At 39.6% G+C, this 24,289-nt stretch carries 13 protein-coding genes; 9 read left to right on the top strand and 4 right to left on the bottom strand.

Features of this window, described 5'->3' with window-relative positions:
• Positions 1–159 precede the first annotated feature (159 nt).
• The 3 genes from DCC35_RS12635 to DCC35_RS12625 form a co-directional block, all read right to left on the bottom strand.
• The gene (locus DCC35_RS12635; RefSeq protein ID WP_137091148.1) at positions 160–936 is read right to left on the bottom strand and encodes a DUF4382 domain-containing protein; all 777 of its coding nucleotides are present in this window, start codon (positions 934–936) and stop codon (positions 160–162) included.
• Between the two features lie 125 nt (positions 937–1,061).
• Positions 1,062–1,856 (bottom strand): DUF4382 domain-containing protein, encoded by a 795-nt coding sequence (locus tag DCC35_RS12630; RefSeq protein ID WP_175402815.1) that lies wholly within the window; start codon positions 1,854–1,856, stop codon positions 1,062–1,064.
• A 43-nt stretch (positions 1,857–1,899) separates the two neighbouring features.
• A complete protein-coding gene (locus DCC35_RS12625; protein ID WP_137091146.1) occupies positions 1,900–2,673 on the bottom strand; it encodes an outer membrane beta-barrel protein in 774 nt (257 codons plus the stop codon).
• A 100-nt stretch (positions 2,674–2,773) separates the two neighbouring features.
• On the opposite strand from DCC35_RS12625, the gene DCC35_RS12620 reads away from it, so the two are divergent.
• The 7 genes from DCC35_RS12620 (at position 2,774) to DCC35_RS12585 (ending at position 20,085) form a co-directional block, all read left to right on the top strand.
• Positions 2,774–4,747, top strand: a complete 1,974-nt coding sequence (locus tag DCC35_RS12620) for an FG-GAP repeat domain-containing protein (RefSeq protein ID WP_137091145.1) — start codon at positions 2,774–2,776, stop codon at positions 4,745–4,747.
• The gene (locus DCC35_RS12615; protein WP_137091144.1) at positions 4,738–10,206 is read left to right on the top strand and encodes a gliding motility-associated C-terminal domain-containing protein; all 5,469 of its coding nucleotides are present in this window, start codon (positions 4,738–4,740) and stop codon (positions 10,204–10,206) included. The genes DCC35_RS12620 and DCC35_RS12615 overlap by 10 nt, the downstream gene beginning before the upstream one ends.
• Positions 10,207–10,220: 14 nt before the next feature.
• A complete protein-coding gene (locus tag DCC35_RS12610) occupies positions 10,221–10,976 on the top strand; it encodes a PorP/SprF family type IX secretion system membrane protein (RefSeq protein WP_137091143.1) in 756 nt (251 codons plus the stop codon).
• A gap of 694 nt (positions 10,977–11,670) precedes the next feature.
• Entirely contained in the window at positions 11,671–18,018 is a 6,348-nt protein-coding gene (locus tag DCC35_RS12600) for a T9SS type A sorting domain-containing protein (protein ID WP_137091142.1), read from the top strand.
• Between the two features lie 92 nt (positions 18,019–18,110).
• Positions 18,111–18,668 (top strand): DinB family protein, encoded by a 558-nt coding sequence (locus DCC35_RS12595; RefSeq protein WP_137091141.1) that lies wholly within the window; start codon positions 18,111–18,113, stop codon positions 18,666–18,668.
• Positions 18,652–19,119 carry a hypothetical protein gene (locus tag DCC35_RS12590; RefSeq protein WP_137091140.1) on the top strand — a complete coding sequence of 156 codons (468 nt, stop codon included), beginning with the start codon at positions 18,652–18,654 and terminating at the stop codon, positions 19,117–19,119. The genes DCC35_RS12595 and DCC35_RS12590 overlap by 17 nt, the downstream gene beginning before the upstream one ends.
• Before the next feature lie 54 nt (positions 19,120–19,173).
• Entirely contained in the window at positions 19,174–20,085 is a 912-nt protein-coding gene (locus DCC35_RS12585) for an AEC family transporter (RefSeq protein WP_137091139.1), read from the top strand.
• Here the strand turns inward: DCC35_RS12585 and dinB are convergent.
• Positions 20,082–21,179 carry a DNA polymerase IV gene (dinB, locus tag DCC35_RS12580; RefSeq protein WP_137091138.1) on the bottom strand — a complete coding sequence of 366 codons (1,098 nt, stop codon included), beginning with the start codon at positions 21,177–21,179 and terminating at the stop codon, positions 20,082–20,084. The two genes, DCC35_RS12585 and dinB, sit on opposite strands and share 4 nt — an antisense overlap.
• Before the next feature lie 99 nt (positions 21,180–21,278).
• Here dinB and DCC35_RS12575 point away from each other — a divergent pair, with 99 nt between their 5' ends.
• Together DCC35_RS12575 and DCC35_RS12570 are read left to right on the top strand one after the other, a co-directional pair.
• Entirely contained in the window at positions 21,279–22,922 is a 1,644-nt protein-coding gene (locus tag DCC35_RS12575; RefSeq protein WP_137091137.1) for a TldD/PmbA family protein, read from the top strand.
• Positions 22,923–22,939: 17 nt separating this feature from the next.
• Entirely contained in the window at positions 22,940–24,256 is a 1,317-nt protein-coding gene (locus DCC35_RS12570; RefSeq protein WP_137091136.1) for a TldD/PmbA family protein, read from the top strand.
• Positions 24,257–24,289 lie beyond the last annotated feature (33 nt).

Genomic DNA, 24,289 nt, shown 5'->3' with positions numbered 1-24,289 from the left:
TACAACACAATTCGAAAAGATAACCTCAAAATGGTGTTAATCGATAAAAATCTTCGATTAGTCTAAGGATTTATCATGTTTATCCAAGAAATAAGTGAATTTAGCATTGAAGGTTCTGGATTATTGGTAAAATAATATGAGCAATAAACCGTTGGTGAATTATTTTTTATTGATCACAATTTTACCAACATTAGTGATACGGCTATCGGATATCTTAACATTTTTTCTTTCACCATATTCGTATCCATCTGTTGGCTCTATTATCAGAGAATACTTATTTTCTTTTACATTATTTATATAAAAGAAACCATATTCATCACAATAGGTAGATGAAATAGTATCTGAATCTAATATAAGGTGGGCGACAGCAGGGACGACCGGTTTAATTGTTCCTTCAACACCACCACCGGTATTTTCCTCACGGGGATTAATTACTGGTATTAAACTGAATTTCCCTTCTTTTTCTATGACTGACTTTGCTGCGTTGAAATCTAAATTAATGTCTATTTTATTTTTATCGACCATAGATTCCGGTATAGGTATCCTGATGCCTGATTTAAAGTTATCAGGTAATTCTATATTATAATTTTGATTTTCGATTGTAATAAAATTATCTTCACCTAATAACAAAATAATATTATTTGGAGTAATATTTTCATATTTCTCATCTGCCAGAACATATGACTTCCCATTGTTATAATCGAGAATATCCAATTGACCGGTGAAAGTAGTGCGGAGATGAACTTGTTTTGAATTTTCTTCAAGGATAGCACCTTCAATATCTAAGATTAATCTATCATAATCAGCAGGAGAATCAGAAATTCTCAACACGATATTTCCGGCTTTAATATTTGTTTCCGTTGATTCATTTTTACATCCGGAAGCAAACAAAAGTATTAGAAAAACAGATAGATATAGGTGTTTTATAAGGTTCATTTTAATCTCTTTAACTCTTAATATATTAAATAGATCAAAAGTAACCTCGAAATGTTTATAAATTTTCTACAGATAATTAAAAAGGCCCTGGCGAAAACCAGGACCTGAATTTATTTAGAATTATTTTATTCTGTAGGAGTTAAAAATACTGTATCTGCTTCAGTCAGATTTCCTTCTGTTACACTTATGCTAGAAATGCTTGCAGACTCAAATTCAGCATTTGGTTCGATTCCAACTGTATAATTTCCTGCTGGTAAATAAGGTAGTAAATAATCTCCCGAATCACTTGAGGGGGTTGAAGTTACTGTATCTTCTCCCATGATTGCATAAACTACAGAATTCGATTCAGCTGGTTGTACATTACCTGCTATTGCGCCTCCCGAAGCTTCAGCAGTAGCTCTGATGACAGGTTTTAGATTATACTTGCCAGAATTTCCAGCTTCTACAACAGACCTGGCTGCATCAAAATCAAGAACGATAATATAAGGAATACCCTCATCAAAAGTTTCATTCAAATTGATCTTAATACCAGACTGTTGTCCGCTTGGAGTAGATAAAGCGTACTCAATTCCATCAATCTGAACCGAATTTTCATTACCGAGAATCAGTCTGACTTGTGAGATTTCTCCGGCAGGAATTCTTTCCGTTACTAACGTAGTATTGATACCATTGGATAATTGGATCAGGTCATAAATTCCCTGGTTTACACCAGAAAGTTCATACCATCCCAAATCATCTCCTTCATCACCAAGGTTGACGTGAATTTCCCTGATATCGACATTTACTTCTTCGTAATCTGCCGGGGCGTCAGTTAATTTCACTGTTACTAATTGTGTAGCTGGTTCATCATCCGAACATGATACGAATGATACAAGTAATAAAAGTGCAAGTGTTGTGTTAATCAATCTTTCGAATAACATATCTATCTTTCTTTGGTTTAATCCTAATATAATAAAAATAATTTTATCTTCTTTTTCGGCGGTTTGATTCCTTTTTAGTAGACTTTCCTTTTTTAGCCTTACCAAATTTAGCATCGAAAAGATAGCTAATAGAAATACCGGCAGCAAGGGGAGACACCCTCGTACGATCGTAAAACGTCAATAGTTTAGTATCATTGCCTTCACTTTCATTTGAAAAGAAAGTCTGGGTCAGGCTTAACTGAGCTTCGATCATTATTCGCTGACCATAAAAAGTATGAAACATAGAGCCGGCAACAAAAGTAACACCGGCAAAAAGTCGGTTAGGCTCAGGATAATACATTACCCCAAATTCATTCCCCAGTGCATCAAATTGAGTGTTGAAATCTACCGGCCCGTTATCTTCCAGTTCACCTTCTGAAAATGTACCACTTCCATTCAACCAATAACTGATATGTCCACCGGCGCCAATGTAATACCAGGCCGGGTTTCTGTATATCGCGTACCTCAAAACAAGAGGAAATTCAATAAAACCATATCTTTCTTCAATTCTTAGTCCGGTAGCTGATAATTTAACATCCCTGCTTTTATTGGCGTATAGCAATTTAGCTGTTACACTGACAGTTTTGTTAAACTCAAACAGGGCTGATATACCAGCGTGGTAACCGATTGACGGATTACGATCAATAATGTCGGAATATTCTTTTTCTCCAAACTTTATCGAATTGTAATCTATCCCTACATTGGGCCCAATATATAACTGGGCGTCAGCTGCATAATAGAATATTGAAAAAATGATAATTATTAAATATTTATTCATGCCGGCAAAAAGTATTTTTTCAAATGTAAGAAATGATTTGATTTCCTGTTGAATTATGTAAGATAATTGTATTTATTGCATTCAATTACTTTTTAGCGCTATGGGAAATAAACTTTTTTTAATTGCTTTCTTAAGCATATCTTCAATTTTTACAATTTTTTCACAATCTGTTACAGAAGAGACTGGTGATTTATGCCGCAATGGAATTGATGATGACGGGGATGGTGTAATAGATTGTTACGATGAAAGCTGTGCAGCTGATGCAGTTTGTGATGGATTTTTTCTAGATCCGACTTCGGGTTCATGTGATATTCCGATTCCTCCTGTCGATTTTGAGATGGTAAACACAGCGGGATCGTCCAACAGAAACGTTCATACCCAGGCAAGAATTGTAATCGGTGACTTAAATAATGATGGTATTCCGGAAGTTGTCACGCCTCATAAATGGGACCAGGAACTTAGGATTCTTTACAGTACAGGTCCTGATGCCGGAGATACAGAGTATCAATCTTCTACAACTGTCATTGGAAATGACAAATTCCGCCCGGAACTGGAGGTTGCCATAGCCAACCTTGACAATGACGATTGTGGTGAAGTTTTTTCTATAGAACGCTCAAAGGGTGACGCTAAGGGTAATGAATTTAATGGTGACTTCTTTTTGGTGATGTATGATTGCCAGCTAAATGAAATATATCGAGTCAATATTGGTCCTGATAATCCCGGTATTATCGGTCTTGCTGACTTCAATGGAGACGGAAATGTCGAAATTTATTTTAAAGATCAAATCAGGGATGCTAAGACGGGTGCTTTGATTGCCGATGGTAATATGGGAGACTGGGATTCGGAAGTAAATCATGGTCCGGTAGCGATGGATATTAATCCAAATAGCCCTGGAATGGAGCTCATTGTCGGTGGTACTATATATAATGTGAATATTAATTCAGGTACGATGACAGTTTGGAAAGAGCTGCCTGAATATTTTACTAAAGATATGGGCTATGCTACTTATAGCACTACCTCGGTAGCCGATGTAAATGGTGATGGCTTACTGGATGTGGTCATGACAGGTGCAACAGGTAGTAATGATGGAAATACTGCAGTATTTATCTGGGACCCACATAATGATGTTCACCAGGTGTATGAAACTCCAGACAACTGGTTGTGGGGTACAGGCCGGGTTACTTTATCAGATATAGATAATGACGGTTTGATGAATGCCGTTTTTGTTTCGGGAAGTACACTTTATAATTTAGAAATCAATTCTGACCTTTCTTATACGGTAGAATGGACTAAGCAAATTGAAGATAGTTTATCCGGGATAATAGGAGTTACTGCTTATGATTTCGATAATGATGGAATAAAAGAAATTGTATATAGGGATGCTACTTTCCTTACTATAGCATCGGGTGAAGATGGTTCGACTATTCACCAGGAAATTTGCCAGTCGCATACGTTCATGGAATATCCATTAATTGTAGATGCTAATGGTGATGGTAATACAAATATTGTGGTGCCTTGTAACTTTTCTGATAACTCCTCGGCATTTAAAATTGGTGACGGATTGCAACAACAAGGAAATGGTAACCTCAGGATTTATGAAGCTGCAGGACAGCAATATTGGGTACCTACCCGGGATGTATGGAATCAACATGGATATCATGTCACGAATGTTAATGATAACCTTGTAATCCCGGCTTTTCATTATAATTCTACCAGAGAATTTCCAGGGAATTGCTTTGGCGATGGACAAACAATCAATCCGCTAAATAATTTCATGGTTCAGACTCCTTCTCTGGATGCAAATGGATGTCCGGATTTACCGAGAGCAGAGCTGGAATTTGATCCGATAATTAATGATGATGGTACGGCAAACTTTATTACTGTTAATCCACCAACCTGTCCCAATGAACAGTTTACTATTGATTATGTAGTGAAAAACACCGGAGATATTGCCGTTGCAGATAATTTATTGATGACGCTGTATGCCGGCGATCCAAGAACTGATGCAACAGCTCAAAAGTTATTGACAATTGACAGGATGATTTCTCTGGCCCCGGGGATACTTTGTCTGTAGAGAATTTGCCGGTTCTGGGTGATGGGACGCCTTTTGAATTATTTATCGTGTTGGATGATGATGGGAACAACTCTCTTCCCTTACAATTCCCATTAGATGGAACTGTTTTTGAATGTAATTATGAAAATAATATAACTAATCAATTTGTTGAGCCTTTACCTTTCCCTGTTGAAGCGTTAAAAGTACAGGATAATATTAAATGTGATGATACTTATCCTGATGTAGGTGCGGCACGAGCCTATAAATTAGATGGAACAGATACTGTAACAGCCGGTTATACCTTTGACTGGTATGAAGTAGGTGGTGATGGAAGTATAATCAGCACCGGACCTTATTTAACCGCGGTTCCGGAAGGGGAATATTTTGTAATAGCAACAAATGATGCTAAGGGGTGTTCGGGGATCGCAGATACAGTGTTGATTAATCCCGGATTCCTTGATTTTGATGATCAGGTTCAGCTGATTCAGGAACAAACTTTCTGTGTTCCTCCGAATGGTGAACTATATGCCTTTGTTGCAGATGATGATGATGCCAATTATACATTTGAATGGTATCCATCTGATGAATTTGGAATTTTAGATGATACGCAACTCCTTGGTACCGGACAAACTCTTTCAGGACTAGAAGGAGGGGTGACTTATGGAGTTCGAATAACGAGTAATGTTACAGGATGTCCGAAGGATGAATCAATTACATTACCTGTTAATATTAATACTCCTGTTTTGACGTTAGACGCAAAAACCGACATAACGTCTTGTGATAATCCGGTTGGAACAGCAAATGTAAGTGTATCTGGTGTAACTTCTGGTTTTACATTTAACTGGTATACCGGCACGACAACTTCAACTGTGCCTGATTTTACCGGAGCTGCTCAGGATGCTCTTCCGGAAAGCCCATATACTGTTGTGGCTGTTGATGATGTGACAGGCTGTTCTGATACAATAAATCTGGATATTACGGATATAAGAACTTATCCGACTCCTGAAATTAATATAATAAGCCAGCAAACAAGTTGTGTATCTTCTGCACCTAATGGAGAACTTTCGGTAGTGGCTTCAGAAGGAACACTTACCGGCCTGGGAGAAGCAGACGGATATACATTTGAATGGTATAGAGGATTGAATACCCTGCCATCGAGCTTTATCGGTACAGGGATGTCTCAAACCGGACTTTCAAGTAATACCTATACTGTTGTTGTTACTAATAATACTACAGGCTGTACCGGTACAAATCAAATATTCCTGCCGGAAAACCTGGAGTATCCTTCAGTTAACCTTAATAAGATAAACGATTATACACGATGTGATTTCCCTGACGGAGAATTAGAAGCTTCAGTGATTCATTCAAATCCGGCAAATGTTATTGTAAACTGGTATAATAGTTCTTCAGTTGAAAATACTACTGACAATACCGGGTTATCATATACTGATCTTTATGACGGAGATTATACAGTACAGGCAGTTGATAATGTAACCGGATGTGCATCAGAACCGGCAACAATTACGGTCGACGATCTGAGAACATTCCCGATTGTGGCTGAGATAATAACAGATGTTACTTCATGTCTTTCGCCAAATGGAGAAATTGAGACTGTTGTGGATGAATCCCTAAGTGGTGGGTCTGCAACAGAAACAAATGGTTATACCTGGAATTGGTTCAATGGAAGTAATATAGCCGGAACACCGGTTAACTCGGGGAATGTACAGGGGCCTGCAGGTAACATTATAAGAAATGTTGATATTGGAACTTATACAGTTCAGGTGATTGATGACTCAAATGCCTGCGAATCTGTCGAAACATACGATGTTCAGGATGCAATTGTAATTCCTGAAATAGCAACGGTAAATGTATCTGATGTTGATCAGTGTGGTGCGCCAAACGGATCGATCGAAGTTGATGTAACGGTTCCTGCAACTGCTAATAATTCGGATTATACTTTCGAATGGTATACAGGTAATTTCGCTGATCCGGCTAATATCATTTCCGGAGAAAACGGTCCGATCATCACCGGGTATCCTGAAGGAACTTATTCAGTTAGAGCAACAAATAATCTCACTGGTTGTGTTTCCAACCTGATCACAGAAACTATTAATAATGTAGTCGTACCTTTTACAATCGATATTACTCCGACTGATCCCACAAGTTGTGATCCTTCAAGTCCTAATGGTCAATTAAGTGCGACAGTTTTAGAAGCCGGGTCATATACTTATGAGTGGTACGAGGGATCACCAATAACGACTGATCCACTTTCATTCGGATCAGGTTCTATATTTACCGGAAATACCACAAATCCAGATCTTGCTGCTGGTGTGTATACAGTAGTGGTGACCAATACAACCACCAATTGTGTGCAGTATGCTTCTCAATCACTTAGAGCAACAACTGCTCCTGAAATTACTGTTTCTCCGACAGACTTGACAGGTTGTATTAATGACAACGGTGAACTGGATGTGAGTTTTGTTTCCTCTGATAACACTTATTCTTATGACATATTTGTTTATGAAGGAACAAATGTAGGAGGGACGGAGACCGGATCTGATCTGGATGTGAATACAAATCAAACTTATAATTACAGTGATTTAGCTGCTGGATCATATACAATTGTAGCCATTGAAGACAGAGGTGCTGAGCAATGTGAATCGAACATTGAAACAGTAACACTTAGTATTCAGGCAAGAGATCCGATAGTAACACCGACAATTACAAATAATAGAAATTGTACGGATTATAATGGTATTATCGAAATCGGATTACAAACTGATCCATCAGATCCTGTATCAACAGACTGGGAGGTAGTATGGGATGCATCATCTACTTCTACCCAACCGGAAGCTGGAATTACGATAGCAAGCGGAGATTCTTATCAGTTTACAGATCTGGAACCTGGTACTTACACAGCAACTTTCCGTGGAACTGTTTCGGGTTGTGAATTAAGTAGATCATTTACCGTAGGTTCTGATCCGGTTCCTGCTTTTGATATGCAAATAGCTAAAGTTGACAAAACTGATTGTATTGATGAAGGGTCAATTTCAGTTTCATTTCCAACTGAAAACCCTGCAGATTTCGAATTTTTCTGGTACGAGGGAGCATCTAACCTGACTACAGGAAATGCCATTGCAGGAGTAAATGGAACTGACTTAAACGAAACTAATTATCCGGGTATCCGAACCGGCGTAGTATATTATGTCGAAGCTGTTAAAGTTAACGGTGATGGAACCGGTTGTCAAAGCAGAACATTAAATGAGACTATCAGTGATCTTTCAGTTGATCCGGCCATAAATGTTCGGACCGTTGGAGATATAAGTTGTGAAGCTCCGCCACTTGGTGAAGCCTATATTACCTTATCGAATGCAGGGTCAGACACTTATACGTTTACCTGGTATGACGCATTTGAAGCATCAACAGGAACCGGAACATCCTTTAGAACTACAACAGGTAGTACTTCTGATAGCAATTTAAATTTAGCTCCTGGTGAATATTCGATAGAAGTATTAAATGAAAATACACAGTGTATTAATTTCAGAAACTTCACTATAGAAGACAGAAGCCTGACTCAGGAACCGATAATTACACAGGTTAGTAAAACAGATCCTCAGTCATGCGATGTCGGAGGAGAAGGTGGTGTTGTAGAAGTTTTACAAGACGGAACAAGTCAACCACTGACAGATTTTACTTATACATGGTATACTCCCGATGAAAATACAGTAGAACAAACAGGACCTGACTTTTTTAGAACCGATCTTCAGGTTGCAACATATTATATCATTGCTGAAGATAATCTGACAGGCTGTCAATCAGCCCCTGCTCAAATCAGAATTAACGATGACAGACCTAATCCAGAGCTGGATATTATTGAAGTAGCACCCCAGCAATCTTGTGTTGATACAGATCCAAATGGTGAATTATCGGTTGTGATTCTAAATGAAGATCCGGCTGCAACCTATACATATGAGTGGGTTGATGATGCTGATCCGAATACTGTTTTATCATCTACAGAGACTGTTACCGGTCTGGGTGAAGGATCTTATTCTGTCACAGTGGTAAACAATCTTTGTGAATCTACTTTGGGGCAGTCAATGGTAACTTCATTAGTAGAACCAACAGTAACTGCTTCTTCCACCGCTGATATTATTTGTGGTGATGATGCTAATGGTACGGTGACCGCAATTGGAAGCGTAGATGATCCAAGAGCTACTGAAGATCCAACGTTCACTTATTTATGGTATAATGATGCAGCAGGAACTGATGTTCTTGGTTCTACACAAACAATCATGGATTTACCTGAGGGTACTTATTATGTACAGGCAACCCAGACTAATGGTAACCAGTGTACTTCTGAAATTGTATCAGTTGAAGTTGCAGAATCATTAACAAGTCCTACAGTAAGAATAGTTGAAGATGCACCGGTAACCAATTGTTATGATGTCGGTAACGGTCAGTTAAGTGCTTATGCCAACGGCAATGAAGTTGCTGGATTTACTTTTGACTGGGTTTACACACCAGCTGATGGAGGACCACAAGTGGAAAGATTAAATAACAATACATATTTACAGGCAGCTGCTGGTAATTATGTAGTTGTCGTAACTAATAATTTCACACAGTGTGATGCTTCTACATCAGCAGATGTTAGACAGGATCTGCCTTCATTCCCTACGCCGGAAGCATTTCTGATCGATAACGATGAGAGTTGTGAAGAAGATAATGGTAAAGTAGGAGTCACCGTAGAAGATCTTACCGTTGGGTATAGCTTTACATGGTACCTGCTTGAAGACAGTAGTGGGGTTTATACTGATAACCAGGTTTCTTTACAAGATATAGTTGATGGGTTATCATATTCTAAACTCAGAGTGGATGCAGTAGATATTGAAACCGGATGTTATATTGGAAGTGATACCGTATCTGTAGCTGAAATCAATGAATACCCAAATATTAGGGTATTGGTTGAAAACGATGTCTGTTCTAGCAGTGAAGGTGGAACAGGATCAGGAAGTGCAATCCTTAACCTGGATAATAACGACATAATTCTTAAAGAAGTAACCTGGAACATTGATGGGCAATTAATTACAGGTGGCTATGTTGATGGACTTTACGAAGGGATGTATAGTGTAACAGCTACTGGTTACAATGGTTGTATGGATACCTATGAATTTGAAGTTGGATTGGATATTAAAGATTTTAATGCGGTGACTTCAAACGGAGACAACCTTAATGAGTATTTCCATATTGGCTGTATAGCAAGTTTCCCTGATAATGAAGTTAAGATCTTTAACCGTGCAGGTATGCTTGTATTTGAAATGAATGGTTACGATAATGATAATCCAAACAGACGATTTAATGGGGTATCAAATAGTGGAGTCAGTGCCATGGGTAATACGCTTCCTGATGGTACTTATTTCTACGTAATTGATCTGATGGACGGATCTAAACCATTAACAGGATACCTTGAGCTATTGAGATAATTGATTGGAAAGTGATGAAGAAACTACTTATAATAATATTTTTTGCAGTCGGGCTGAGCAGCTATGCACAGCAACGAACCGTACTTACACAGTACATGTATGATATGTTTGTCTTTAATCCGGCCTATGCCGGATCGGACAACATTGGCTCCATTACGGTACACCATCGCGATCAGTGGGTGAATTTTGATGGAGCACCGACTACTCAAATGCTCAATGGGCATATGGGACTGGCCCAGGATCGTATCGGTGTAGGATTAAAAATTGAATATGATCAGATTGGAGTGCATAGTGATCTTGCAGTGTATGCAGCTTATGCATATAAGCTGAAGTTACAAAATGGTACGCTTAGCATGGGATTGCAGGCCGGATTTAATAATTTGGTTTCTGATTATGGGAAAACAAGTCCTTTAGACCCAATGGATCCTCTCATTAATTCCAGAAATGTAGCATTCAGGCCTAATGCAGGGGTCGGTTTTCTTTATAAGATCAAAGATTTTTATGTAGGTCTGTCAGTACCCTATTTACTAAAAAATAAAATTCTGGATCAGGATGAAAGTGAAGGAAAAGAGCAACGATATTACTTTGTTAATGGAGGAAAAAACTTTCATTTAGCCGGCAACGTAATTTTTAAACCCTCATTTTTATTACGCCTTCAGGAAAATCAACCAGCAACAGTTAATCTATCCGGTTCGTTCGTCTTTATGATAAGGTTGCTGTGGGTGCCGGCTGGCGTTCCGGGGATTCTGTTAGTGGTTTGTTTGAATTAACGATCGTAGAAAACCTTCATATCGGTTACTCATATGATTTTGTTACTTCAAACCTTTCTGTTGATTCAGGTGGTAGCCATGAATTTTTGTTAAATTTTAGATTTAGGCTACGGGATGTTCATAAAAATATTGAATGTCCTTCATTCTTTAGTTATGAATAATTAAAACCTGTTTAGATAAATGTAAAATTACGTTTAAACAAATAAAGAAAAAACCGGAATTTTTCCGGTTTTTTTTATCCATAATATCCTTGTCTTTAATCTCACCCTTGTTAGTTTCATCTTGTTTTTGTTAGTGTTTGTCGAAGAATATATTGTGATTTACGTATATATTCTTGGAAAAATACAGTATATTATTTCTATAATATAAAAATAATCTTTATATTAAGAATAGTTATTAATATATCCGATAGATATAAGTGAGCCAGATTAACTATTGACAGATATGGTTTTAAATTCCTGTCTGTATTCCGTTTACCACAATATTAATTTCCAAATTATAACCCACCATTCAATGTGTATGATATTATCGTCATCTGACAATTCGCCATAACCACAGGCACTAAACTGTGTAAATTGAATTTTGCTTCAAGTTTTATTTTATGCCATTCCTGTTGACAGAAATGGAGTGATATTCCATTGTCTGTAACCCCTTATTGATTAAAAGTTTTCCAAAAAATTAACCTATAATATTTATGGATAGTTTTACAGACCGAGAAAGTAAAAGTCCTGATTTAGAATTATTCTTTAAAAACAGGCTGATGGCATGCTGTTTGTCATTAATTGCGTTTGTATTTTTATCATTTCCAGGTTATTCCTATTCTACAAATAGTACTTCTATGCTGTTTACAGATGACTATTCAAGAGAAATCGGAGCAGATTTAAATACACTTCGATTATTGAATGTCGATGCGAATATTTATCTGGAATATGTTAAAAATACTTCTAAGGATTTATCTGATAAATCAAACCAACAAGTATCCACTTTATCGAGTGCCGACATTGTTAAAAACTTGTTTGAGCCCTGGGTAAGTACCAATAAACCAGATTATGTCCCTGGTGAGTATGTTACAGTACGCGGTGGTGGTTTCTCGCCAGGAGAGACAGTTTCCTTGCTTTTTGAAGAGGATCAAAATTTTCATGCTCCTTATACATATTATGCAGTAGCCGATTCATATGGGGAATTCATAAATGATGAATATTTAATTGAGCAACACGATTTAGGTGTTACATTTACACTTACAGCTACAGGCCAATCCAGCGGTATAACTGCTAATACAACCTTCACTGATAATGGCACCCAACCTGCAGCAGATTTAGATCAGATAAGAAATGGAGCCTTTGATGCACCTGTAGATACGGCTGCCTGGGTAAATGGTAATGCCGGTGCAGAAAATGCACACTTTGCCGAAGGAATGTCTATTGCTTACAGAGTAAAAATGATCAATATGCCAGCCGGAGAAACTGTCACCTTAACTTTAGGTTATGATGTGATAGAGAGTGGTACTTATGCTATTGATTATCTTACAGATTACGACAGACTTGAGCCACACTTATTAGCGTTTCTTCATGATAGAGAGGAAATTGATCCAACTAAAGATTTTGTAGAATTTGACCTTTGGCCTTTGGATGAAGTTCCCGATGATCTACATCCTATTCCCATGCCACCGGGTAGTAACCTTGATCCTTTGGTTGCAATTCAGCAGAATAGTTTCAATATTGTCAGCGGCGCAGGAGCGGCCAATATGGCTATATGGAATGGTGATATTACTAATATTACTTATCCAAACCAGGCTAATTTAAATGGTCCTACATCAGAGCAACAAATCAGTATCACATTTACAGTTGGAAATAATCCTTCAGAGAATGTAGTAATATCTTTTGGAGGACATATTGCTAGCAGACTGGATTGGGGTTACGATGAAAATGGAGTTCCTAAATCTGCTGGAGGAATTAACGGTTCTCCATACCATATGAGATTAAAGGACTGGACACTGAATAATTTAGGTAATCAGGACAGGTCACTTAAAGCTGCTGCAGTAGTACCACCACCTGAATGTGATCTGGATGGACCAGCCTCTGTATGCGAAGGATCAACTAATGTTTATACTGTAACACCAATTGGGGCAATAAACCCTACTTACGTTTGGGAATTAATTGACAATACCTCAAATGCTAGCTTCGATCCTACACCTGGTGTAAATGATGATATGGCAACAGTTAATGCGGGTACCAGCGGTGGAAGCTATACGGTTAAAGTAACGATAAATTCAGAGTTCGGATCAACTATTTGTACTTATCCGGTTACTGTGATAGCTACTCCGGATGTTCAAACCACGAATCTTGAAGATTGTGAGGTAGGAACTTCTGGGTTAGCCACATTTAACCTGAATAATGGTGTTACCGATGATGGCGGGGGAACAGTTACTTTCCATGCCAGCTTAACAGATGCTCAGGCCGGTACTCCTACCTTAACAACTCCTGAAACTTATAATGTAAATATTGGACAGGAAACTATCTGGGTAAGAAGCGAAACAGCAGAAGGATGCTATGGTACCGGAAGCTTCACCATCGATGTGTATGACAATCCTGATCTGACTGTTCAGAACCTTGAGTCTTGCGAAGAGGGCACCAGCGGAGCAGCCAGCTTTGATTTGAATGGCGCAGTCACTGATGCAGACGGAGGCACCATAAGCTTCTATGCGAATGAGACCGATGCGAATAACGCAGCCAATGCAGTCACTACCCCATACAGTGCCAATATTGGAACCACAACCTTGTGGGCACGCAGTGATAATGATGCAGACAGCGATGAAGGATGTTACAGCATCGCCAGCTTTACAATCGATGTGTATGACAATCCTGATCTGACTGTTCAGAACCTTGAGTCTTGCGAAGAGGGCACCAGCGGAGCAGCCAGCTTTGATTTGAATGGCGCAGTCACTGATGCAGACGGAGGCACCATAAGCTTCTATGCGAATGAGACCGATGCGAATAACGCAGCCAATGCAGTCACTACCCCATACAGTGCCAATATTGGAACCACAACCTTGTGGGCACGCAGTGATAATGATGCAGACAGCGATGAAGGATGTTATAGCATCGCCAGCTTTACAATCGATGTGTATGACAATCCTGATCTGACTGTTCAGAACCTGGAGTCTTGCGAAGAGGGCACCAGCGGGGCAGCCAGCTTTGATTTGAATGGCGCAGTCACTGATGCAGACGGAGGCACCATAAGCTTCTATGCGAATGAGACCGATGCGAATAACGCAGCCAATGCGGTATCCACACCATACAGTGCCAATATTGGAACCACAACCTTGTGGGCACGCAGCGATAATGATGCAGACAGCGATGAAGGATGCTACAGCATCGCCAGCTTTACAATCGATGTGTATGACAATCCTGATCTGACTGTTCAGAACCTTGAGTCTTGCGAAGAGGGCACCAGCGGAGCAGCCAGCTTTAATTTGAATGGCTCAGTCACTGATGCAGACGGAGGCACCATAAGCTTCTATGCGAATGAGACCGATGCGAATAACGCAGCCAATGCAGTCACTACCCCATACAGTGCCAATATTGGAACCACAACCTTGTGGGCACGTAGTGATAATGATGCAGACAGCGATGAAGGATGTTACAGCATCGCCAGCTTTACAATCGATGTGTATGACAATCCTGATCTGACTGTTCAGAACCTGGAGTCTTGCGAAGAGGGCACCAGCGGAGCAGCCAGCTTTGATTTGAATGGCGCAGTCACTGATGCAGACGGAGGCACCATAAGCTTCTATGCGAATGAGACCGATGCGAATAACGCAGCCAATGCAGTCACTACCCCATACAGTGCCAATATTGGAACCACAACCTTGTGGGCACGTAGTGATAATGATGCAGACAGCGATGAAGGATGTTACAGCATCGCCAGCTTCACCATCGATGTGTATGACAATCCTGATCTGACTGTTCAGAACCTGGAGTCTTGCGAAGAGGGCACCAGCGGAGCAGCCAGCTTTGATTTGAATGGCGCAGTCACTGATGCAGACGGAGGCACCATAAGCTTCTATGCGAATGAGACCGATGCGAATAACGCAGCCAATGCGGTATCCACACCATACAGTGCCAATATTGGAACCACAACCTTGTGGGCACGCAGCGATAATGATGCAGACAGCGATGAAGGATGCTACAGCATCGCCAGCTTTACAATCGATGTGTATGACAATCCTGATCTGACTGTACAGAACCTGGAGTCTTGCGAAGAGGGCACCAGCGGGGCAGCCAGCTTTGATTTGAATGGCGCAGTCACTGATGCAGACGGAGGCACCATAAGCTTCTATGCGAATGAGACCGATGCGAATAACGCAGCCAATGCGGTATCCACACCATACAGTGCCAATATTGGAACCACAACCTTGTGGGCACGCAGCGATAATGATGCAGACAGCGATGAAGGATGTTATAGCATCGCCAGCTTTACAATCGATGTGTATGACAATCCTGATCTGACTGTTCAGAACCTGGAGTCTTGCGAAGAGGGCACCAGCGGGGCAGCCAGCTTTGATTTGAATGGCGCAGTCACTGATGCAGACGGAGGCACCATAAGCTTCTATGCGAATGAGACCGATGCGAATAACGCAGCCAATGCGGTATCCACACCATACAGTGCCAATATTGGAACCACAACCTTGTGGGCACGCAGCGATAATGATGCAGACAGCGATGAAGGATGCTACAGCATCGCCAGCTTTACAATCGATGTGTATGACAATCCTGATCTGACTGTTCAGAACCTTGAGTCTTGCGAAGAGGGCACCAGCGGAGCAGCCAGCTTTAATTTGAATGGCTCAGTCACTGATGCAGACGGAGGCACCATAAGCTTCTATGCGAATGAGACCGATGCGAATAACGCAGCCAATGCAGTCACTACCCCATACAGTGCCAATATTGGAACCACAACCTTGTGGGCACGTAGTGATAATGATGCAGACAGCGATGAAGGATGTTACAGCATCGCCAGCTTTACAATCGATGTGTATGACAATCCTGATCTGACTGTTCAGAACCTGGAGTCTTGCGAAGAGGGCACCAGCGGAGCAGCCAGCTTTGATTTGAATGGCGCAGTCACTGATGCAGACGGAGGCACCATAAGCTTCTATGCGAATGAGACCGATGCGAATAACGCAGCCAATGCAGTCACTACCCCATACAGTGCCAATATTGGAACCACAACCTTGTGGGCACGTAGTGATAATGATGCAGACAGCGATGAAGGATGTTACAGCATCGCCAGCTTCACCATCGATGTGTATGACAATCCTGATCTGACTGTCCAGAACCTGGAGTCTTGCGAAGAGGGCACCAGCGGAGCAGCCAGCTTTGATTTGAATGGCGCAGTCACTGATGCAGACGGAGGCACCATAAGCTTCTATGCGAATGAGACCGATGCGAATAACGCAGCCAATGCGGTATCCACACCATACAGTGCCAATATCGGCACCACCACCTTGTGGGCACGCAGCGACAATGATTCTGACAGCGATGAAGGATGTTACAGCATCGCCAGCTTTACAATCGATGTGTATGACAACCCAGACATTGTAGCCACCAATGCAACAATCTGTGAAGCAGAATCTATCGATCTGGCTACTCTTGTTACTGATCTTGATGGAGGTACTGCCAGTTATTATGACAGTGAGTCTGAAGCAAGTGCAAGAAGTGCGAATACGATTAGTTCTACAGTAAGTCCAAATGCAACTGATACATACTACGTTGTTAGCTACAATGCGACTACTGGTTGCTTCTCTTACGAACCAATTGTGATCACAGTAGTGCCTTGTAGTGAGATCAATATTCTTAAAACCACTAATCAGAGTACTACTTACACTGATGTATGGACTTTCGAATTGTACAACGGACCTAATGGTTTTGGATCTTCACCAATTGCATCTGAAACTACTGCGGCCGGAACCACTTTATTCGACGGTGTGATCCTGAGTTCCTATAATACCTATACAGTCTGTGAACTCAATGTTCCTGCTGGCTGGTCAACTACATGGGAAATTGGAGGAAATATAGTAATTCCTTATAACCCTAACCAGTTTGACAATCCACCAGAAGACTTTGGTAACAGATGTATCGAAATTGGAGCTGGAACCAGCTATCCACTACCAACAGCTACTTATGGAGTCAATGATCCGCAAACTCTTAGTATTAGTGTGGATAACTCCTTCCCTGGTGGTGAAGCAAGAACTCCTGGTTATTGGAAAAACTGGAACACCTGTTCCGGTGGTGGTCAAGCGGAAACTGCAGCAAATAATGGTGGTCGCGCTGCTGGTTATGTAATACTGGATGATATACTAAATGATCCTGGAGTAGAATGGTGTAACATCACTTTCAGCACTTGTGAAGACGCTGTGTCTATTCTGGATCAACGAGACATTGTTTCAGGTAAGAAAAGAGCAAGTGATCCGGCTTACACTTTAGCGATGCATGCATTAGCTGCAGAGTTGAACTTTGGTGCTGGCGCAAGTCAATGTCAACAGGCCAGGGATGCTTTGATGCAGGCAAGAACGTTATTATGTGATATTGGTTTTGATGGTACGGGAGACTCCGGACTTAAAACCAAAGGTAAAAATAAAAACAATAATTCAGATCTTGCCTCATATGCTTTAGAGCTTGCAGCTATACTAGATGCCTATAATAACAATGAGCTTTGTGACACTAATGGAAATACTCAGACTGAGTTAATTACCGATGATTCATTTGATGAATTAACTGAGCCATATATCATCAGAACTTATCCTAATCCATTTAAGGATTTTGTAACCATTGAATTCTCCGTTGAGAAAACTTCAAGAACTACAGTTACCCTTTTCGATATGTCAGGACGTGAACTTGATATATTATTTGATCAGGATGCTGTGGCAGGTCATGTTTATGAACTTGAATTTAACGGAACGCTGTATGGTGATCAGATGTTTATCTACCGTATCGAATCAGATAATGGTCTGAGAACGGGTAAGATTGTGAAATCAGAATAAATATTTAAAACTTAAAACAAAATATAGCGGCTTCCTTTTATGGGGAGTCGCTTTTTTTTACTTTCACAAAATTAATAGCATTAAGATTATCTATGTCGTCAAAACCACAGTTGCTCAAAAGATGGAATAATTTAAAAGCGCTTCATCATACTTATAAAGAGATGCTTCAGGATGAATCTAAAGAATTTCTTTTTTTTCAGCCTAATGAAGATAAATGGAGTGCTGCACAAGTGATAAATCATCTGACCAAAGTGGATAAAAACACTTACGATTTTATTACTCAATTCGATTTTAACAGGAAAAAGGAAAAGATGGGATTGAGAAATAAGCTGAATAGTTTGATGCTAAATTATTTTTTAAAATCAAGCCTGAAAGCAAAAGTCCCGGTTGAGTCTATTTATCCGGAAGAAAAGCCTGATATTGAGTCAATGATCTCTTTTTATGATGATTTTACGAGTAAATTCGAAAAATTCATTGAGCAATTTCCGGAAGACAAATTAGACTTTTTTATATTTAAGCATCCGTTGGCCGGTAAGTTAAATATTTTACAAACAGTTGAATTTTTAACTAACCATTCACGGCACCACAGTATTCAAATAAACAAACTAAAAAGAAAATTTAACCAATTACAAAATGGTAGAAGCACTTAAATCTTTAAAGCCTGAAGAAGCAAAAACCATGTTGGAAGCACCGGTATGGATCACTATTCTAATCGCCAGTGCCGATCATAAAATTGATAAAGAAGAACTCGATGAAGCTTTGGAGATGATCCACCTGAGAGAAACAACAGGTAGATTTGTACTTAGAGAATATTATCACGAAGTGGATCAAACGTTCAAAGAGGACCTTAATAAAGCAGTTAATGCATTACCAGAAGATGAACAAAAAGCAGGAGAATTAGTAATGAGTCATTTGACAAAATTAAATGAAATTCTTCCAAAGCTCGACAGTAAATTTGCTATTCAGTTTTACGATGCCATGCAAGACTTTTCCACCAAGATTGCTAAAGCCAATGGTGGTTTCCTGGGATGGTTCAGAATTAATTATGATGAATCAAAAGTAGTTGATCTTCCGATGATCGATGATCCATCAAAATATTAAAAGAATATACATTTATTTAAGCTGCTTATCGTCCGGTAAGCAGCTTTATTTTTTATGGAGAATATTTTATTGATCATTATTTGCCTTTTTGGAGGTGTATTACTCCGCTATTTTGGAATAGCTCCAAAAAATGCATATGCGGGATTAAACTCATATGTGATCAATATTGCATTACCTGCTTTGTCACTCTATTTTATCAGCTCGCTGGAATTTAGCACTGAGTTGCTATTTCCTGTTTTTGTTGCATGGATTCTGGCATTCCTTTCCTGGATAACTTTTGCTGTCTTAGGTAAAATATATAATTGGCCGGATAAACTAATCGGGTGTCTCATATTGACAACAGGATTTGCCAATACTTCTTTTTTAGGTTTTCCTGTAATCGAGGCTTTTTATGGAGAAGAAGGTTTGTCCAAAGCAATAATTGTTGATCAGGTAGGATCTTTTATGGCACTTTCAACACTCGGATTGTTTATTGCAGAAAAATATTCCCGTAATAATCAATCTAAACGAGGCATTTTAAAAAGGTTAATATCATTCCCACCATTCATTGCCTTTATAATAGCTTTGATCCTTAATGTTTCAGATACGACAGTTCATACTGATCTCAATCTTGTTTTTAAAAATCTTGGTCGTACCCTGGTACCTGTTGCCCTGGTCTCTGTCGGTCTGCAATGGAAGATTAAAAAAAGAACTGTATACATGCCATATTTAGTAATGGGGTCAATTGCCAAATTATTGGTATTCCCCATGATCATTCTTGGTATATATTATTTTTTTGGTGCCGGTGGAATAACGGGTAAAGTAAGTGTAATGGAAGCTGCCATGCCTTCAATGATTACAGCATCCATTCTTGCGGTGAACTACAATCTGAAGAAAGAATTGGCGAATACAATGGTAGGTGTAGGGCTTCTTGCTTCTGTGGCTTTATTGCCTCTATGGTATTTTTTCCTGGAAATTATTTTTTAAAAATCAATCGTCAGCTGAAGATCACCTTCATTAGCTTTAGTCAACGTTGAAATACCAAATCCCAATAATCTGACAGCCGGATATTTTTTCTCATAAAGCAGATCATTTAATAATTGGGAGGCGACTTTATGAATAAGTTCTTTTTCTTTAAACGGAAGGGTAGAAGAATGGCTTTTAGAATAGATCCGGAATTGATTATCTTTTATTTTAACCGTAACGGTCCTTCCGAAATTTTCGTTCTTTTTACTCCATTCAAAAATCTTATCAATCAATCCGGTCAGGAAATCCTGTAGATACGATTCCTGCCTGTGATCTTTTTCAAATGTCCTTTCGGCACTAACTGATTTTCTGATCCGGTCTGCTACCACGGGACGTTCATCAATTCCCCTGGCTATATTATAGAAATACTGTCCTTGTTTGCCAAAATTGCTTTTTAGTCTTTCAAGGCTTAGCTGCTTTAGATCTTTTCCATATAATATGCCCATTCGATGCATTTTTTCGGAAGTAGACTTTCCTACACCAAAAAACTTTTCTATAGGTAACTTTTCAATAAATGAAGTGACATTTTCAGGTGGGATAAGTGTTAGGCCATCAGGTTTGTGAATGTCAGTAGCAGTTTTAGCCAGAAATTTATTGACGGAAATACCCGCTGAAGCAGTAAGGCCCGTAGTTTCTTTGACCTTTCTTTTAATTTCCTTTGCTATTTTGGTTGCAGATAAAATGCCTAATTTATTTTGAGTTACATCAAGAAAGGCTTCATCCAGTGATAGAGGTTCAACCAGATCAGTATACTCATAAAATATCTCTCTGATTTCATGGGACACCTGCTTATATATTTCAAATCGAGGTTTAACAAATATCAGGGAAGGACATTTCCTTTTGGCAATTACACCGGGCATAGCAGATTTAACTCCGTATTTTCGAGCTTCATAACTGGCTGCAGCTACAACACCCCGATCGCTGCCACCACCTACAGCAACAGGTTTATTTCTCAATTTAGGATCATCACGCTGTTCCACGGATGCATAAAATGCGTCCATGTCGACGTGAATTATTTTTTTGGTTACCTGAGATGATAAGTGGTTTGCATTCATAAAAAAATGCCAGTATTATTATAAATTATAATTCTGTACTGAAATCAGAATTTATTTTTGTTTCAAAGATAATCAGGTTAAACTAAAAAAGGAGGAACCTTGAAAAGAAGAGATTTTATACAAATGTCAGGGCTTGGCCTCGGTGCTATGGCACTTTCATCAATTCCGATTTTTGGAAAAAGTGTCGACCCGAGCAGGTTTTTAGAAAGTCCGCTGGATGTAGCAGCAAAGAAAGCACTGGCTGATGCTGCATTAAATGCCGCTAAAAAAGCCGGAGCTTCGTATGCCGATTTCAGATTGGGCAGATACCTCAATCAATACGTCATTACCCGGGAAGATAAAGTTCAGAATATCGTAAATACCGAATCTTATGGTATTGGTATTCGGGTAATTGCGAATGGCACCTGGGGTTTTGCATCAACGAATGAAGTGAGCCAGGATAGCATTGCTAAAACAGCTCAAAAGGCAGTGGCAATTGCCAAAGCGAATAGTAGATTTCAAACAGAACCCGTCGAACTGGCGCCTGTAGAATCATATGGTGAGGTTTCATGGAAAACTCCTATTGAGAAAAATGCCTTTGAGGTTCCTGTTGCGGATAAAGTAGATCTGCTACTATCTGCAAATGCAAAAGCAATGGAGAATGGCGCTAATTATATTAATAACCTTCTCTTTCTTGTTAATGAACAAAAATATTTTGCATCAACTGAAGGAAGTTACATAGATCAGGATATTCACAGAATCTGGCCAACCTTCACTGTCACAGCAATTGATCCTAAAACCGGTAAATTTAAATCGAGAAATGCGCTTTCTGCTCCAATGGGTATGGGGTATGAATATATGACTCCAAAAGACAGTGAGAAAATTGTAAGCCCTGCCGGATTTAATCTTTACAGAAATAATTATGACCTGGTAGAAGATGCATTAATTGGCGCAGAACAGGCAAAACAAATGTTGTCCGCACCGTCAATAATGCCGGGTAAATATGATCTTGTATTGGAGCCAAATCACCTTGGTTTGACTATTCATGAATCTGTTGGTCACCCGCTTGAACTAGACAGGGTACTTGGATATGAAGCAAACTATGCCGGAACGAGTTTCGCTACTCTGGATAAATGGAAATCTGGTGACTTTAAATATGGCAGCCCGATAGTTAACCTGGTAGCAGATAAAACTCAGCCAAATTCATTAGGAAATGTGGGTTGGGATGATGAAGGTGTTAAGACAAAGAAATGGCATCTGGTCAAAGATGGTGTGCTGGTTAATTACCAGGCGATCCGGGATCAGGTTGATATTATAGATCAGAATGAATCTCATGGATGTTGCTACGCTGATAGCTGGAACAGTGTTCAATTCCAGAGAATGCCAAATGTATCTCTTGAGCCTGGCAAAGACAAGTACAGTGCTAATGACATGGTTAAAGATGTTGAAAAAGGTATTTACATAGCTGGTAGAGGATCTTATTCTATCGACCAGCAAAGATATAACTTCCAGTTTGGAGGTACGACATTCTTCGAAATAGAGAATGGTGAAATAAAAGGTCCTGTAAATGATGTTGCATATCAGTCTAATACCCAGGAGTTCTGGAATTCTTGCGTGAAGATATGTGATAAAGATGATTACAGGTTGTTTGGTTCTTTCTTTGATGGTAAAGGCCAGCCTTCGCAGATTAGTTCTGTATCTCATGGAAGCTCAACGACGAGATTTAATGGGGTGAATGTGATTAATACTGAACGTAAAATTTAACCTAAAGAAATTAACCAATGGCAATATTATCAAAAGAAGAGGCTAAACAGATCCTTGAGAAGGTAATTAGTCTCAGTAAAGCAGATGCGATTGAAGCAAACCTTAGTGGTAATACCGGAGGTAATATCCGATATGCCCGAAATACAGTATCAACTGCAGGTGCTGAAAGTAATACTTCATTAGTTGTTCAGTCTAACTTTGGTAAACAAGTGGGAACTGCAACGATCAATGAATTTGATGAAGACTCTCTGAAGAAAGTCGTTTCCAGGTCGGAAGAGTTAGCAAAGCTTTCTCCGGAAAATCCTGAGTTTATGGAGCCTTTAGGGCCTCAGACTTACCTGGAATCAAAGTCTTTTTACGAGAGCACTGAAAATATATCCCCTGAATACAGAGCGGAAGTTGCAGCGAAATCAATTAATCCGGCTAAATCTAAGGATGTTACTGCAGCCGGATTCTTACAGGATTCAGCGGGTTTTTCAGCCATGATGAATTCGAAAGGTCTTTTTGCCTACAATAAGAATTCCAATGTTGATTTCACAGTAACTATGAGATCAAATGACGGAACAGGTTCTGGCTGGGTCTCCAGAGATTATAATGATGTTGACAGGTTTGATGCCGAAGAAGCTTCAATGGTCGCTTTGAAGAAAGCAACAATGTCACAAAATCCAAAGGCAATTGAGCCGGGTAAATACACTGTAATTCTTGAACCTGCTGCGGCGATCGGTCTCCTTCAAAATATGATCGGTAGTATGAATGCAAGATCTGCCGATGAAGGACGAAGCTTTCTGTCAAAGAAAGGAGGGGGAAACAAAGTCGGTGAAATGTTATTTGATGAACGAGTGACTATTTATTCTGATCCGACTCATGAACTTGTGCCTTCAGCTACATGGAATGGAGACGGCCAGCCACTTAAGAAAACTATGTGGGTTGAAAATGGCGTAGTAAAGAATATGTTCTACAGCCGTTATTGGGCACAGGAAAAAGGCGTAGAACCATTACCCGGACCAAGCAACGGTATAATGGTTGGTGGTGACAAGTCTTTGGATGAACTGATTAAAAGTACTGATAAAGGAATACTCGTTACCAGGTTATGGTATATCAGAACTGTAGATCCACAGACATTATTATATACAGGTCTTACCAGGGATGGAACTTTCTACATTGAGAATGGTGAAATCAAGTATCCGGTTAAAAACTTCAGGTTTAATGAAAGCCCGGTTATCATGCTAAACAACCTGGAGGAACTAGGAAAACAACAGAGAATAAATGGTAATTTAGTTCCTTCAATGAAAATAAGGGACTTTACGTTTACTTCTCTTTCAGACGCAGTTTAATTTTGAAACATTAAATACGCTCAGGTGTATAAT

It is taken from the genome of Mangrovivirga cuniculi, from assembly GCF_005166025.1.
In the GTDB taxonomy this organism is placed as follows: Bacteria; Bacteroidota; Bacteroidia; order Cytophagales; family Cyclobacteriaceae; genus Mangrovivirga; species Mangrovivirga cuniculi.
This window is presented reverse-complemented; position numbering and strand designations above follow the sequence as displayed.